This is a genomic window from Acetobacter sp. AC2005 (assembly GCF_037901235.1).
GTDB lineage: Bacteria > Pseudomonadota > Alphaproteobacteria > Acetobacterales > Acetobacteraceae > Acetobacter > Acetobacter oryzoeni.
The window spans coordinates 1836674-1851323 of the sequence record NZ_CP149625.1 but is presented as its reverse complement, the minus strand read 5'-3'; the positions used below and the strand labels follow the sequence as shown (position 1 = coordinate 1851323).

Annotated in this window: 10 protein-coding genes and 4 pseudogenes; 5 read left to right on the top strand and 9 right to left on the bottom strand. The window is 49.9% G+C overall.

The genetic code is table 11. The features are described from left to right. Positions 1 to 104 precede the first annotated feature (104 nt). A pseudogene (locus QQM41_RS08900) lies at positions 105 to 728 on the bottom strand (hypothetical protein); the annotation flags it as partial. A gap of 94 nt (positions 729 to 822) precedes the next feature. Between QQM41_RS08900 and QQM41_RS08895 the strand changes: the two are divergent. Beyond that, a pseudogene (locus tag QQM41_RS08895) lies at positions 823 to 1425 on the top strand (IS1380-like element IS1380A family transposase); the annotation flags it as partial. 261 nt (positions 1426 to 1686) lie between these two features. Here the strand turns inward: QQM41_RS08895 and QQM41_RS08890 are convergent. Beyond that, entirely contained in the window at positions 1687 to 2709 is a 1023-nt protein-coding gene (locus QQM41_RS08890; protein WP_339076906.1) for an IS110 family transposase, read from the bottom strand. Between the two features lie 87 nt (positions 2710 to 2796). Here QQM41_RS08890 and QQM41_RS08885 point away from each other — a divergent pair. Next, positions 2797 to 3588 (top strand): annotated as a pseudogene (locus tag QQM41_RS08885) (IS1380-like element IS1380A family transposase); the annotation flags it as partial. Between the two features lie 183 nt (positions 3589 to 3771). Here the strand turns inward: QQM41_RS08885 and QQM41_RS08880 are convergent. The 3 genes and pseudogenes from QQM41_RS08880 to QQM41_RS08870 form a co-directional block, all read right to left on the bottom strand. After that, positions 3772 to 5625 (bottom strand): annotated as a pseudogene (locus QQM41_RS08880) (TonB-dependent receptor plug domain-containing protein); the annotation flags it as partial. 250 nt (positions 5626 to 5875) lie between these two features. Then, positions 5876 to 7096: an MFS transporter gene (locus QQM41_RS08875; protein WP_339076905.1), complete on the bottom strand. Its 1221-nt coding sequence runs from the start codon at positions 7094 to 7096 to the stop codon at positions 5876 to 5878. Positions 7097 to 7227: 131 nt separating this feature from the next. Continuing rightward, positions 7228 to 8139: a DMT family transporter gene (locus tag QQM41_RS08870; RefSeq protein WP_339078096.1), complete on the bottom strand. Its 912-nt coding sequence runs from the start codon at positions 8137 to 8139 to the stop codon at positions 7228 to 7230. Positions 8140 to 8284: 145 nt separating this feature from the next. On the opposite strand from QQM41_RS08870, the gene QQM41_RS08865 reads away from it, so the two are divergent. Then, positions 8285 to 9109, top strand: coding sequence for an IS5-like element IS12528 family transposase (locus QQM41_RS08865; protein ID WP_011251455.1), 825 nt, complete (start codon positions 8285 to 8287; stop codon positions 9107 to 9109). A 205-nt stretch (positions 9110 to 9314) separates the two neighbouring features. Beyond that, on the top strand, positions 9315 to 10202 hold the full coding sequence (locus QQM41_RS08860) for a hypothetical protein (RefSeq protein WP_339076904.1): 888 nt from the start codon (positions 9315 to 9317) through the stop codon (positions 10200 to 10202). Here QQM41_RS08860 and QQM41_RS08855 read toward each other — a convergent pair. The 4 genes from QQM41_RS08855 to pxpB all read right to left on the bottom strand — a co-directional run bounded on the left by QQM41_RS08855 (position 10174) and on the right by pxpB (position 13560). Further along, the gene (locus QQM41_RS08855; RefSeq protein WP_011251455.1) at positions 10174 to 10998 is read right to left on the bottom strand and encodes an IS5-like element IS12528 family transposase; all 825 of its coding nucleotides are present in this window, start codon (positions 10996 to 10998) and stop codon (positions 10174 to 10176) included. The two genes, QQM41_RS08860 and QQM41_RS08855, sit on opposite strands and share 29 nt — an antisense overlap. A 104-nt stretch (positions 10999 to 11102) precedes the next feature. Further along, positions 11103 to 11864, bottom strand: coding sequence for a 5-oxoprolinase subunit PxpA (locus QQM41_RS08850; protein ID WP_339076903.1), 762 nt, complete (start codon positions 11862 to 11864; stop codon positions 11103 to 11105). Next, entirely contained in the window at positions 11861 to 12862 is a 1002-nt protein-coding gene (locus QQM41_RS08845) for a biotin-dependent carboxyltransferase family protein (RefSeq protein ID WP_339076902.1), read from the bottom strand. Before QQM41_RS08845 ends, QQM41_RS08850 begins: the two co-directional genes overlap by 4 nt. Then, positions 12859 to 13560 carry a 5-oxoprolinase subunit PxpB gene (gene pxpB, locus QQM41_RS08840; protein WP_339076901.1) on the bottom strand — a complete coding sequence of 234 codons (702 nt, stop codon included), beginning with the start codon at positions 13558 to 13560 and terminating at the stop codon, positions 12859 to 12861. The genes QQM41_RS08845 and pxpB overlap by 4 nt, the downstream gene beginning before the upstream one ends. Positions 13561 to 13896: 336 nt before the next feature. Between pxpB and QQM41_RS08835 the strand changes: the two genes are divergently transcribed. After that, the gene (locus QQM41_RS08835; RefSeq protein WP_050818406.1) at positions 13897 to 14649 is read left to right on the top strand and encodes an SDR family oxidoreductase; all 753 of its coding nucleotides are present in this window, start codon (positions 13897 to 13899) and stop codon (positions 14647 to 14649) included. Position 14650: the final 1 nt, after the last annotated feature.

Here is a 14650-nt window from a genome sequence, read left to right as displayed (position 1 = left end):
TATGCTCTCGCTGTTTTTGCACTGGCTTGGGCTATTTGTTTCAACAACCCAAGATGTGTCAGCCATGGTCCCAAAGGCTTAAATGTGAACACCTTCCTTTCCCTTTAGAAATCCAAAGAAGTTTTCACATAATACATCCCGCCGCTGAACCCATACGGAGAATAGGATGCATATTTGGCAAGACCTTGCTGGGTATTGGCAATGGAACTTGGCACACGGGTAGGATGCTTATTTCCTACATTGTTAGCCCCAATACCCACAGTCCACCGCGGGAAAATTTTATAGTCAACTTCCAGATTGGTAATAAAGCCTGGATTCTGCTGGAACGGTACACTACCCGCCCCTGTTGGGGATGCCATATAGACAATGGAACCATACCGAAGTTCCTGCGCCATAAAGGACCATTTTCCACGCGTCCAATTGACGCTGATCTGCTCACGATTTTTGGGAGCAGAGTGCAACACCATCATCTTGGTATATTCATTTACCAGATCAGACTTTGCAGAACGAATTTCGTTGTCTGAGAAGTTGATCCCCATAGCAAAGCGGAACTGACCAAGATTTTTGGTGTGCAGGGTATAGTCTGCACTCAAATCACCACCAAATGTCTGCGTATTATACAGGTTTGCATAATATGAGAGTGAGGTTGCGCTTTCCAGATTTGCGTTTTTCAGCATTTCCAGAAGAACAGAGTCATTCTGATCTACCGAATAGGTTTTTGTGCTCCCCGCGGAAATCTCACAGAAGGGTTGTACATCGGGTTAGATTATGAAAAAGTCTGTTTTGCACAAAAGAAATTTTCGTAAGCTATAAGAAAACCCGATGCAGACAGAGTGTAGCGCAGGCGCGTATGAGTTTCCAGCCTCCTGTGGACGGCGTGTTGTGGCCCGTTTTGACGGGGGTCGCATGAGTTCGGATGGGGGCGTCATTCTGGTGAAGCAGGCTGATGACATTCTGGGGCTCAGCCGCCGCTTTGCTGCCTGTTTTCGCGATAAGCGGCATCCCGGCTTTGTGGAATACCGGGTTGAAGACCTTGTCCGTCAGCGGATCATGGGCCTGGCACTGGGCTATGAAGATCTCAATGATCACGATGCCCTGCGGCATGACCTGATCTTTGGTCTGGCCTCGGGTCGTCTGTCAGGAGGCCGGGCAAACTGCGCAGCATTGGCTGGCAAATCTACACTGAACCGGTTGGAGCGCAGTGGGCAGCAGGCAGATCGTTACTGTCGGATCATTGCTGATCATGAGGCCCTGGCTACCCTGTTCGTCACGCTCTTCCTTGACCAGCATGAGCGCGCACCCGCCCGGATCGTTCTGGATGTGGATGCCACCGATGACCGTATCCATGGCCATCAGGAAGGCCGCGCCTTTCATGGATATTACGGCCATAACTGCTATCTTCCCCTGTATGTCTTCTTCTGTGGTTGCCGTCCGTTATGCAAGAGTTTTCTGACCCATATTGACGTGTGATCGTGTGCGGTCTTCTGTAAGGCCTGTTGATGTGGCCTTTCAGAAGCCACTGGCCGGTATGGTGATCAGCGGATCAGATCCAAATCTGCGGGGCGTGCTTGAAAGTACGAAAAGACATACTGGTTTTTCCGATCCGGATCAAACGATCATGCGCCCATTCAGGTCATCGCCCTCTCACACCCCTACCGGTTCCATCCGCGGGAGCCGAGCCATCGCTCAGGCTGCCACGGACAGGGCCGGATCCCGATAATCCTCCTGTTTCGTTGCCATGGCCCAGATTGCCCTTGCCATCCTGTTGGCCAGGGCAATCGCTACCAGCATACGGGGCTTGCGGGCCAGCATCCGTGCCAGCCAGCTTCCCGGTGCTGGGCCCTTGCGACTGGCCCAGTTCACCTGGGTCATGGCACCCATGATGAGAAGCCTGCGGATATCAGCCTGTCCGGCTTTTGATATCCTCCCCAGCCTTTCCTTTCCGCCAGATGAGAACTGCCGGGGCACCAGTCCCAGCCACGCAGCAAAGTCGCGCCCGCGCCGGAAGGTCTGCAGGTCAGGCGCAAAAGCCTCAACCGCAAGAGCGGTCAGAGGACCCACTCCAGGCATGCTCTGCAATCTGCAGGCGGTTTCACTTCCCTGGGCAAGCATCCTGATCTTCTTTGTTCTGGCATCAATTCGCACACTCTGCTCCGAAATCTGTTGCAGCAGATCAAGGCATTCCTGCCTTACAAGCTCTGGCAGAACTGCCTCATCCAGCATGGCCTCAATGCGTTTGATATGCGCAATCCCCTGTGGCACGACGAGACCGAATTCATACAGAACGGCACGCAGGGCATTCACCAGTTCCGTGCGTTGGTGCACCAGACGCTCGCGGGAGCGAAAGAGAACGCTTCGGGCCTGCTGCGCTTGAGTGCGCGGTTCGACAAAGCGCATTTCCGGCTGACGGGCCGCAATGACGATCGCTTCCGCGTCGGCAGCATCGTTCTTCTGCCGCTTCACGAAAGGCTTCACATACTGCGGAGCGATCAGTCTGACCTCGTGACCAGATGCCGCCAGTTCGCGGGCCCAGTAATGCGCGCTCCCGCACGCTTCAAGAACGACCAGAGCAGGCGGCTGCGTTGCCATGAACTGCATAAACTGCTGACGACGCAGCTTTTTGCGAAACATCACCTCGCCCGCACGCGAAGCTCCATGAACCTGGAAAATGGTCTTTGCCAGATCAACGCCAATCACTGTATCCTTCATCTGCCGTCCTTTCACGCGGTTGTTTTTACTCAACGACCATTCTGGCACATTGCGATGCCGTGCGGGGAGGACGGCAACCACCCCATCTGCGGGGACCATCTCCTCAGCGCTACCCTGCGCACGGCAGACAGGGACCCGGGGAAGGAAGCGCTGGCAGACATCCGCCGGATCGTGGAGCAGATCAGGAGCCGTTGGCCCCGGGTGCGTATCCTGGTGCGTGGGGACAGCGGTTTCGCCCGGGACCGTCTGATGACATGGTGCGAAGACAACCACGTTGACTTCCTGTTCGGGCTTGCAGGCAACACCCGCCTGTATGACCGGATTGCCTCTTTGTCCGCTGAGGTTCGTGACGAAGCCGCCACGACAGGCAGAGCTGCGCGCGGTTTCGCCTCCTTTGACTGGATCACAAAGGACAGCTGGACGCGCCGCAGGCGGGTCGTGGCCAAGGCCGAATGGCGCCACGGCAACCGCTATCATCGCTTCATTGTCACCACGCTACCGCAGGGAATGTCCGACCCCCGCCATCTCTACGAACAGATTTACTGCGCACGCGGGGATATGGAAAACCGCATCAAGGAATGCCAGATGGATCTGTTCTCAGACAGGACCTCGTCCCACACCATCCGGGCCAACCAGCTCCGGCTGTGGTTCTCGGCCGCAGCCTATGTCCTGCTGACCGCTCTGCAAAGACTGGCCCTTGGCCAGACCAGCCTGGAGACGGCGACCTGTGGCACCATACGCGCACGACTGCTCAAAATCGCGACACGTGTAACGCTCAGCGTCCGTCGGATTGTCCTGTCCATGCCGGACATGTTCCCCTGTCAGCATGAATTCGCCCTCGCTCATGCACGATTGCGAAGGCTCCGGCAGGCCATCTGAAGAAACAGACAGCGCACAGACCACATAGCTTCCACCAACACTGCCTTCTCAGGCCGTGACACCCTCACTGCGTTCAGAACCCGCCGCCAGAAGCAGAATATCGTCAATATTCCAGATCGGGCTCCTGTGGGATGACTGAATTCTACAAAATAACCCGAAATTGCCTCAAGTGTGAGAAATCAGCGTCCCCATTCTGCCGTTAATGGCAATGTAATAGAGGTTGCCTGTTACGTGGAAATCATCAACCGGCGTGGAATCAAAACCGATTGAGTAGCTACGGGAGTATTCCCCTTTCATGCTGCCCGCACCAAGATATTTAGCAATCTGGCTGCCTGCAGGAATCTGGTCTACCGTATAGCCTGGATACGGCGCAGAATAGAAGTAATTCATCGCACCCAAGGTAGGTGGACGATACCCCGTATTCACATTCGCACGGATAGCCCAGCGCTTATTAAAGTTATAGCGCGTGCCAACAGACCCTGTTTCCACTGTTGCAATGTTATTATAGCTGCCAACACGGCCACCCAATGTCCATTCCCACTGCTTGGTCACATAGAAATCAAGATTGACATTACCTTCATAAACATCGCGGTTCTGATAGGTTGCCGCCATGGGAACGTTACCAGGGTGATCTGTTGCGCCCATCCCGCTCCATGAGGCCATTTCACCTTCAACCATCTGGAAAGTATCGTGGCGATATTCACCACCAAACCGCAGATTGATAGGCCGTGGCGCCCAATCTGGACGGAACGAACGAGAACCACGCAGGCCAGCCGTTAACTCTGTTGCAACTGAAGCACCATCGTAAAAAGATGTTTGCGTGCTGCCGGGTATGGAAACGTTTTCAGAATTGGTAGTGCGGTAATTCTGCTTATCACGTGCGTAGGTTACATAAGCATCCCATGCAAAACCAAACTTGCGGGCCTTGATGCCGTTATCCGTTTCAAAATCCAGCTGATCCATTGCAATATAAGGCTGGTTACCAGCAGGATACAGGTCTGGATTGATCCACTCATCAGACGCCGTGTTGGCACGGTAGGTTTCTGGCACGTTGGCACGTCTGTGAGAAAACGTGGAGGTGCTGTAGAAATTGAACCCGCTACTTGCCAACGGCACAGACATGTTTTCGCTGATAGTTTCCAGTGTGGATTTAGGAATACCTAGCCCACGCTGAACATTGCGGTTTGCCGTTTCATTTCTGGAATCATCAAACATTGTCCCATAAAAATCGCCGCCACGTGTGGTTGGCAATTGATGAGAAATCTGCGCTGCAAGATCCAGATAGCCACCATTATGACCCAGCGCCATACCGTAGTTAGCCGAGCCATCCAAGGCCTGACCATCACCTGCATAATAACCACTGTTTTTAAAATTCACGCTGCCACCATGCGTATTGTGCTTGAGCACAATGTTTACAGCACCGGCAATGGCATCCTGCCCATAAAGGGCCGAAGCACCTTCTGTAACAACTTCAATATGATCAATAGCAGATACTGGAATGAGAGAAATATCAGCAGGCTCACTCCCCCAGTTTGTGCCAGAGTTTGAATTGAAGTTTGCCCCGATATGCCGACGATGACCATTCACCAAAATTAGCGTATCATCAGGAGATTGCCCACGCAGCTGCATAGTTTGCACAAATGAACTGGCACCGCCACCTGGCAAAGCTGCTGTTGTAATAGCCGGGTTTGCCTGCGCCAGAGCAGAAAGTACGTTCGTCTGGCCTGTTTTTAACAGTTCAGCACCCGTCACAACAGTAACCTGCGTCGTACTATGCTTTTGCGTTACCGGAGAAAATACAGAGTTGCTGGAATGTCCACCAACTTCAACAGCCTCTTCACCACCACGCAATGCCGCAAGATTTTTGGTACGTCGGGTTGGCGCTGCTTTTGCACTTTTGGTTTTTTTTACGAGAACCTTTTGTGGGTTTGCTGTTGCAGATGTTGCATCTGCAGCAAACCCACTTTCTGCCGGAATGAGAGCACCGAATGCCACACTCGCGACAAGCGACAATTCAAACTTTGAGATCCTGGCCATCGCATCACCCTCAAATCCGGTAGGATTAAGAAAATATCTTATGAAATTATGATACGGTTCCGTTACGTTTTGACGTCATATTTAATATTGATATATCTCCCCTGCGCTCACGGCAGAGCTTATATCTCTCGGTAAAACCGAGGTTTTGCATAATAAAAAATCCCCGCAAAGCTGCGCTTACAGCTTTCACAGGGACTTTCCCATACAATCAATAGATACTCTTAAGTATCTATATTTCTCTTTTAAGCACTTATGCCATAACAATCGGCTTACGCACTGTCAGCAGCGAAATGAAGCCAGCGAGAATCAACGCAACTGAACAACTATACCATGCCATATTAAAATTTCCTGTATATGACACAATATATCCTGTCAGAATTGGTGCTGTAAGCCCAAGGGCATTGCTGAAAGTAAGCGTAACCCCTGTAACGGATCCTATTTTCTGTCCATCCTTCAGCATGTCGGCCAACATGGCTGTGTTGGCACCATTTGCTGCAATCAGACAGCAAAGAGACAGAGATAAAATAATAAGGATAGGCGTTGCCTGATGAAAGAAAGGAAGAACACCAATCATCGCACTTCCTATAATGCAAAACGCGACAATAAACCGGCGATGACTAGGATCTGAATGATTGCGGAATACAATATGCTCCGCAATACGCCCTAAAATAATAGCTCCCACAGCGCCCAGCACATAACATCCTGCCGTACCGCTCCCTGATCCAATAACATTAACATGTAGTTCATGAATAAGGTAAAATGGCACCCAGGACATCAATAGAAAATTCAGAAAGTTTTGAGTGCACTGCACAACAAGAATGCCGCAAAACGTTGAAGATCGAAAAAGTGCGCATACTTCTGAAAACCGAATAGGGCGAACACGCGGTTGCGCGGCAGTTTTAGCCGGATTTCTATAAATCAGCCACCATGCAAGAGCCCAAACAAGCCCAATGGCACCCAAGGCCATAAATTCAAACCGCCACCCTACTTTTGCTATAAGATACGCGCCAGCAATTGTTCCCCCAGCCAACCCAATCTGCATACCGGTCAGCAATATGGTCATCACTGTTCCACGCTCATGCGGCTTGGCCCAGTTCCGAACTATAGTTGCCCCAACCCCGAATGTAGGAGCCTCTCCTACCCCCAACAGCATGCGTGATAAAATAAATTGAGTAACATTTTGTGTAAGTCCGCCAAGCACCATGGCGCATGACCAAACAGAAACAGCCAGACTACCAACCAAACGCGCGCCAACAAGATCCAGAAATATTGTTGAAGGCAAATTCAGCAAGAAATAAGACCACAGGAAGCTGGAAGAGACCCACCCCATCTGAACGGAAGACAAGGAGAACTCCTGCCCCAATGCCGGAAGTGAAATAGAAAGAGCTGCGCGGTCTCCATAACTGATGACATACATCAGAAAAATCATAGTGAAGAATATGTATCTTGATGAACCTGCAGCCTTGTTCATATCTTCCTCTACCCTTCAACTTTATGGCTCCAAGAGCCACCCTGCATCGCGCAGATCATCAATATTACTTACGATACCGAAACATTATGGACGCAATTCACCCGTCGACAAAAGAAAAAACGTCTTTCTGATTATGCGCCAGATGAAGATTCTGTTTTTAAAACCACTTTTTGTTTTTGTGGTCGTTCATGCCGTAACATCCACAGGCCTGAACCAATAATCAGCAGACCGCCTATAAACATGGCAACACCAGGTATCTCATGAAAACCTAGCCAGCCGATAAGAGCCGCCCAAATCAGACCGCAATATGCAAATGGCCCAATGGCTGAAACCTGAGCCGAAGCAAAAGCCTCTGTCTGCAACACTTGTGCAATGCCAGCAAAAGCACCAACTGCAATAAGGCATAATACATCAGCCCGTGTTGGCATCTGCCAGACAAAAGGTAGAGCTGCTGCTGTAGCAATTGTCATTAAAATGGCCTGCCACATTGCAATTGTTGTGCTTTTTTCCGTTGCTGAAAGCTGCCGGATCTGCATGGTTGTTAATGCCCCAACAGCGCCCTGCCCCAACGCAACAGCGTAAGCCCATGTAGGCACCGTACCATGTGCCGCCCCTAACAGACCCTTGCCGGTTGCAACAATAATAACCCCAACAAATCCGACACCTACCGCAACCCATCTTTGAACAGATGGCCGTTCATGCATGAATGGGATAGACAGCAAGATGAGAAACAGCGGCTGTGTATAAGAAAGAACCTGTTGTTCAGCTAACGGCAGATGAGTGACTGCCACAACAGTCATAATCATGCTGATAAGCCCCACAACAGAGCGAATAACATGGCCGCCAAAGTGGTGTGTTTTTAAAACCAGACCACCACGTAGGGCGATGGCAATAACAAACGGCATTGAAAAGAGGTTTCTAAAAAAGACAATTTCAACAACAGAAAGTGTTGAACCTGTGATTTTTTGAAGCGCATTAAGCAGAGCCGTAAATAATGTTGCCAAGGCAAGCAAATAAGCGCCTCGCGCCAAATTATGCTGCATAGCCATTATTGCTCTGCTCCGGACAGAAACATATCCTCTTTTTTCTGTCCTTTTTTGCGCAAAATCATATCCTTTTTCTTAGAGCCCTTTTGGAAATTCGCTATGATAGGTTTTCAAGAGGTTTTGAGCGTGATTCAAAGGCAGGATGTGGACGCCAGCACAACGAGGCCGCATGGCCGGAATTACACGCAAGACGAAACGCTATCCGTCTGATCTGACAGATGAGGAATGGGAGCGCATAGCGCCTCTGATGCCCCCTGCGAACCGGCGTGGTCGGAAACGGACAACCGATTTCCGTGAGATCATCAATGCTCTGCGCTATCTCGTGCGCTCAGGCTGCGGTTGGGAGATGCTTCCGGTTCATTTTGGCCCATGGCAAACGGTTTACTGGTGGTTCCGCAGGCTGATGCGCCGTTTCCTGTTCCAGACCATTCATGATGTCTGTCTGATGCTCGATCGTGAAGCGGCAGGACGCGAAACCAGTCCATCGGGTGGTGTCATTGATAGCCAGAGTATCAAGGCACCCCACGCAAAGACACGTGGTTATGACGCAGGCAAGAAGATCGTCGGTCGGAAACGTCACATCGCAGTTGATACGGATGGCCGCCTTCTCCTGGTTCAGCTGACAACAGCCGATATTTCGGACAGTGCAGGAGGGCAGATGATCCTTGATGCCATTCGTAAACGCTGGCCTTGGGTGAAGCACCTGTTTGCCGATGGAGCCTATGACCGCCTCCAGTTGATGGATAAGGCCACTTTTCTCGACTTCACAGTCGAGATCATCCGGCGGTCAGAGACAGCAAAAGGGTTTGAAATCCTGCCGCGTCGGTGGGTTGTGGAACGGACCTTCGGTTGGATGATCCGCTGGCGTCGCCTTGTGAAGGACTACGAACAGCGGATCGACGTCGCAGAGGCCATGATCCACATCGCCATGGGAAGCCTCATGCTACGCCGAAACGCTCATCCGTGAATTTCCAAAAGGGCACTAAGCCTAATCAAACCCCAAGACGTTATAAATTATGCCTTTGCCTATTTCATCAAACGCCTCAAAGCTCAATATCAAGAGAAAACAACAACTCTCTGCTTTTAAGAAAACCGCTGATTTTTTATCTTTATTTTCTTTTAAACACAAAATAAAAATACTCTTCATCGTTGATACATATTGGAATCTTTAAATGGCACAAAGTACAATTGATTGGTTTGCAGAACCTAACATGGTTTCAGGATGGATCTATGATGATGGAAACCAGGTAGAAATAGAGATTGAAAAAATGGGCCATATTATCGGCCTTGGTGAAAACAACCTTGCCAGAAATGATCTAGAATCAGCCGGTCTGGGTGCCTGTGCCTTTACTATAGAAACAACAGAACCTTTTTCTTATTATGATGTACTTTCTGGGGCTATAAAAGTATTTTACAAAAAAGATTCAGAAAAAACTGAGATAGAAATTAGAAGTGACGTTATAAAATCTATAAAATTTAAGGTCTTCTCCCATCTATTGAAAGATTTTCAACAGATGGATGCTCATGAACTTGAAATGTATATCTTTAATGAGAAAAAATCTATTGATGACAATATATATTATGCAGAACTTGCTTCCATTTCATCTTTAAACAATAATAAAATTCCTTTGCCTCAGCATGATGATATTCAGAAAAACATTTCCCCATTTTATATAAAAGTAGGAACAGTATCTCCTGATCTACAATGTGAAGTTGGCACAAATGGGCATCTATTCCTAACCCGCGGCTCCAATAATGTTTTGAGCATATATGATCATGAATATGGTTCAAAAGAAGTGGAAGAAAGTGCCGAAAAATGGATAAATCTTTTTAAAGAACGCCGAGATTTTTGTTCTGGCATTGGCGCTCGTTTTATTGAGGTTGTTATCCCAGACAAACTGTCCGTCATGCGTGAGCAATATGATGGAATGGGGTCCTCCCCTTCACCCTTGTTGCAAATGTTAGAGTATAAAATCAACCAGAACAATTTAACAGATCATTATGTTTCGGGCTTAGTGCCCTTTTGGAAATTCACGGATGAGCGTTTCGGCGTAGCATGAGGCTTCCCATGGCGATGTGGATCATGGCCTCTGCGACGTCGATCCGCTGTTCGTAGTCCTTCACAAGGCGACGCCAGCGGATCATCCAACCGAAGGTCCGTTCCACAACCCACCGACGCGGCAGGATTTCAAACCCTTTTGCTGTCTCTGACCGCCGGATGATCTCGACTGTGAAGTCGAGAAAAGTGGCCTTATCCATCAACTGGAGGCGGTCATAGGCTCCATCGGCAAACAGGTGCTTCACCCAAGGCCAGCGTTTACGAATGGCATCAAGGATCATCTGCCCTCCTGCACTGTCCGAAATATCGGCTGTTGTCAGCTGAACCAGGAGAAGGCGGCCATCCGTATCAACTGCGATGTGACGTTTCCGACCGACGATCTTCTTGCCTGCGTCATAACCACGTGTCTTTGCGTGGGGTGCCTTGATACTCTGGCTATCAATGACACCACCCGATGGACTGGTTTCGCGTCCTGCCGCTTCACGATCGAGCATCAGACAGACATCATGAATGGTCTGGAACAGGAAACGGCGCATCAGCCTGCGGAACCACCAGTAAACCGTTTGCCATGGGCCAAAATGAACCGGAAGCATCTCCCAACCGCAGCCTGAGCGCACGAGATAGCGCAGAGCATTGATGATCTCACGGAAATCGGTTGTCCGTTTCCGACCACGCCGGTTCGCAGGGGGCATCAGAGGCGCTATGCGCTCCCATTCCTCATCTGTCAGATCAGACGGATAGCGTTTCGTCTTGCGTGTAATTCCGGCCATGCGGCCTCGTTGTGCTGGCGTCCACATCCTGCCTTTGAATCACGCTCAAAACCTCTTGAAAACCTATCATAGCGAATTTCCAAAAGGGCTCTTACCGTATTTTCCACTGTTATCTGCCAGATAATGGCAGCTTACTCCGTATCCGCCGCAGCAATTCTTCCACCCATGGCATGAACCTGAGTTGCAATGGCCTCTGCTAATTTATCGGAACCCGCCGTATCACTATGCACAAGTATGGAACGTGATTTTATAGGTAATATTTTACCATCAATTGTCGTTACACTTCCTGTTTCCAAGAAGTTCTTTACACGGTCTTTAACTTTATCCAGATCATGAATCACCGCCCCTTCCTGCCCACGTGGAACCAGAGCTCCGATGGACTGATAGGCCCGATCTGCCAGAAAAAGATATCGCACGCGTAATCCTGCTTTTCTGGCAGCAAGATCGATGGGATGCCCCTCCATAGCCAGCATAACCAGTTCAGGATCAATTTTTGCAATCACACGGGCTAAGCGATCTGCTAAATCCTGGTCAGCGTTGGCCATATTCCCAAAAGCAGCATGGTAACTTACATGGCCCACACGCATATCATGCCTTGCAGCAATCCCTTTCAGTGCGCCAATCTGATAAGCCAGCATCGCTTCCATTTCTTCTGGGCTGACCACCATATTGCGCCGACCAAACCCCATGCGATCTGGCAAACCGGGATGCGCCCCAATGCTCACTCCTTGTTCCTTGGCTGCTTTTACCACGCGATCCATAATCAGATGATCACCTGCGTGAAAACCGCACGCGATGTTTGCAGATGAAATCACCTTCATCAACGCATCATCATTCGCAACAGTCCACCGGCCAAAGCCTTCGCCAATATCAGCGTTCAAATCAATCTTCATGATTTTTTACCGGCATTTCCGGCATCCCTTCTGATGAGCGATTTTTTGTAAAGTGCCGCAATATCTTGAATATTATTCAGATAGTCATCAACTTCTCGCATGGCCTGCAAGCCTTCTGCTTGATCGCATTGCTGGAACTGAATGTAACTTCCGATACGTGCCTGCGCGAGCCGCCACAAATCAGCATCAATTACTGTTGCAATACGTGGGTAACCACCAGCAGTATTGGCATCTGCCATCTGCACAATAGGCTCCCCAGCAGGAGGAACTTGAATAAGACCCGGAATGACGCCGTAAGAACGTAATTCCACAGGGTGCTGCAGCTTCAGCGCGCCACCTTTTAGGCGGTACCCCAAACGGTTACTTTGCGCTGTGATCTGCCATGATGCATCCCAAAAATGCTTGCGAGAGTCTTCAGCAAACAAAAGATAATCCGTTGCCGGAATAACCCGTAATGTTACGGTTTTTTCCTTTTCACAGGTTGCTTTCAATGCCTGCAATGGTGGAAGCGCCCCAAAACCATCAGGCACACACCCTCCGGCACCTGCAAGATGATCCCCCTGTTCCAAGGGGCGGCCATGATAGCCACCAAATCCACCTCGCAATTGCGTGCTACGGGACCCAAGAACCTCCGGCACATCAATGCCACCACATACGCAAAGATAGATCCGTGCACCAACGGTAGGATGATCAATTGTTAAAACATCTCCGTCTTGGGCAGACACAACAAACCAAGGCAGGATTTTTCTTTCGCCAAGTGTGAGAGCACCTTCCCCACCTGTGACAACAAAACTAACTGCTTTGTCGAAACGAACCTTGAATGGAAATGTCTGCACCTCAATACAGGCGGCATTGGGCGCATTTTCCAACAGTGCATTGCCGCAGCGCAAAGCCAGCGGATCCATTGCCCCAGCAGTACTAACACCCAGATGACGATACCCAAACCGCCCTACATCCTGCACACTGTTGAGCACACCTGTTTCAAGAACTGTAATCACACTTCAATACTTTCGGCATAAAAGCGGATCTGATCCCCCACAGCAAATAACGCTGGCGGATCACGCTCCGGATCAAACATCACAAGGTCTGTAAAGCCTATGGAATTCCAACCATTCGGCCCTGTCAGGGCTGATATACCTGCTTGTGGCCCGCCAATAGTGACGGTACCAGCAAGCATTTTTAAAGAAGGCACAGACTTGCGCGGTGTGGCAAGGCGTGGGTCTAACCCATGCAGATAGCCAAAGCCAGGCACGCTGCCCAAGGCACATACTGTATAAAGGGGTGCCTGATGTAGGGTAATCACATCCTGCGCAGACATACCGCAATGCTCTGCCACACGTGGCAGGTCACTCCCCAATTCCCCACCATAGCGCACGCCCACTTCAAACAAGCGACCTTTGATATGTTTTTCTGGCAATGTTGCCCATGCCTTGCGCAACCAGCCTGCCACAGCTTCCGGGTCTTCTGGCGGAACTGAAAAAATCAGCATCAGGTTGGTTACACCCGGCATAACTTCTTCAATATCTGCCCGATCTGCACAGGCATCCATCAACGCCCAGATACGCCGCTGACAAGCCAGAGTGAATGCACCGGGGGCTTCAAACAGCATAGCCCGCGTGCCGATCATACTAATTGTTGGCGTATCCGCTGAATGCCCAAATGGAGTGTTTTCCAGCATAGAGATAGTATCTGTCATGAATGTGCGGCCTTATCACCCCAAATGTGCTTGGAAGATAAACAACACGAGCACTGAAATAAGAAAGCTACCACCAAAGACATCCTGTTTTGCGGCGTTACGTATTGTATTCGTAACGATAAAGGGAGAGAGCAAAGCCCGGCTAACATTATCTTTGTGTGGTGATATACAATAATCTTATGACCAATTCACAACTTGGACGCATTGGATAATCTTATGACGCAAGATCGAACTCATCTTGGTCAATGCATTATTTCGTCTCTAAAGTGAAATGACTTGGTGAATTCTGTTTTTATCATAAGCAGATTAATCCATATTTTATCGGGAACTTATGCCATGACAAATCAGCCCTACCGTACAGCACTTGTTACCGGCGCCTCATCTGGCATTGGCGCAGCAACCGTACGCCGCCTGCGAGAACTGGGGCTGGAAGTGCATGCTGTTGCGCGTGACAAGGCGCGTCTGGACAAGCTGGCAGAAGAAACGGGCTGCATTGTGCACGCTGCAAGTGTTGCCGATCTTGATGCCATGGCTGCTATTTTCCAAGACCATGAAATTGATATTCTTATCAACAATGCTGGCCAGTCCCGCACAGGCAACATTACCAACACCACAGAAGAAGACATTGATGGCCTGGTGGACATCAATCTGCGCGCTGTTCTGCAACTCACCCGCCTTGCCCTTCCCGGAATGATTGCACGTGACCGCGGCCATATTGTGAACATCACCTCCATTGCTGGGCATTATGCCTTTGCTGGTGGCAACACGGTTTATCATGCCACCAAGGCTGGCGTGCATTCTCTCTCTCAACAGCTCCGATGTGATCTGTTCGGCAAGAATATTCGCGTTACAGAAGTTTCTCCGGCTCGTGTACAAACAGAAGTGTTTGGTCGCCTGATTGGGAATATGGAAGAAGCACAGCGCCGCTTCTTTGATGAATATGATTCACTGCTGCCAGAAGATTTAGCTAACTCCATTGCTTTTGCCATTACAGCACCGCAGCGCATGAATGTCAGCTTTATGGAAGTGCTGCCAACCATGCAGGTTGTGGGTGGCCTGAACTTCGCAAAGAAACCTACCAAAGCCTGAT

Bases quoted from the DNA above. Each gene is read 5' to 3' on its own strand.
- pxpB (WP_339076901.1), bottom strand. From the start codon at position 13,560: ATGACAGATACTATCTCTATGCTGGAAAACACTCCATTTGGGCATTCA.
- QQM41_RS08850 (WP_339076903.1), bottom strand. From the start codon at position 11,864: ATGAAGATTGATTTGAACGCTGATATTGGCGAAGGCTTTGGCCGGTGG.
- QQM41_RS08890 (WP_339076906.1), bottom strand. From the start codon at position 2,709: ATGAAGGATACAGTGATTGGCGTTGATCTGGCAAAGACCATTTTCCAG.
- QQM41_RS08870 (WP_339078096.1), bottom strand. From the start codon at position 8,139: ATGCAGCATAATTTGGCGCGAGGCGCTTATTTGCTTGCCTTGGCAACA.
- QQM41_RS08875 (WP_339076905.1), bottom strand. From the start codon at position 7,096: ATGAACAAGGCTGCAGGTTCATCAAGATACATATTCTTCACTATGATT.
- QQM41_RS08835 (WP_050818406.1), top strand. From the start codon at position 13,897: ATGACAAATCAGCCCTACCGTACAGCACTTGTTACCGGCGCCTCATCT.
- QQM41_RS08855 (WP_011251455.1), bottom strand. From the start codon at position 10,998: ATGTGGACGCCAGCACAACGAGGCCGCATGGCCGGAATTACACGCAAG.
- QQM41_RS08860 (WP_339076904.1), top strand. From the start codon at position 9,315: ATGGCACAAAGTACAATTGATTGGTTTGCAGAACCTAACATGGTTTCA.
- QQM41_RS08865 (WP_011251455.1), top strand. From the start codon at position 8,285: ATGTGGACGCCAGCACAACGAGGCCGCATGGCCGGAATTACACGCAAG.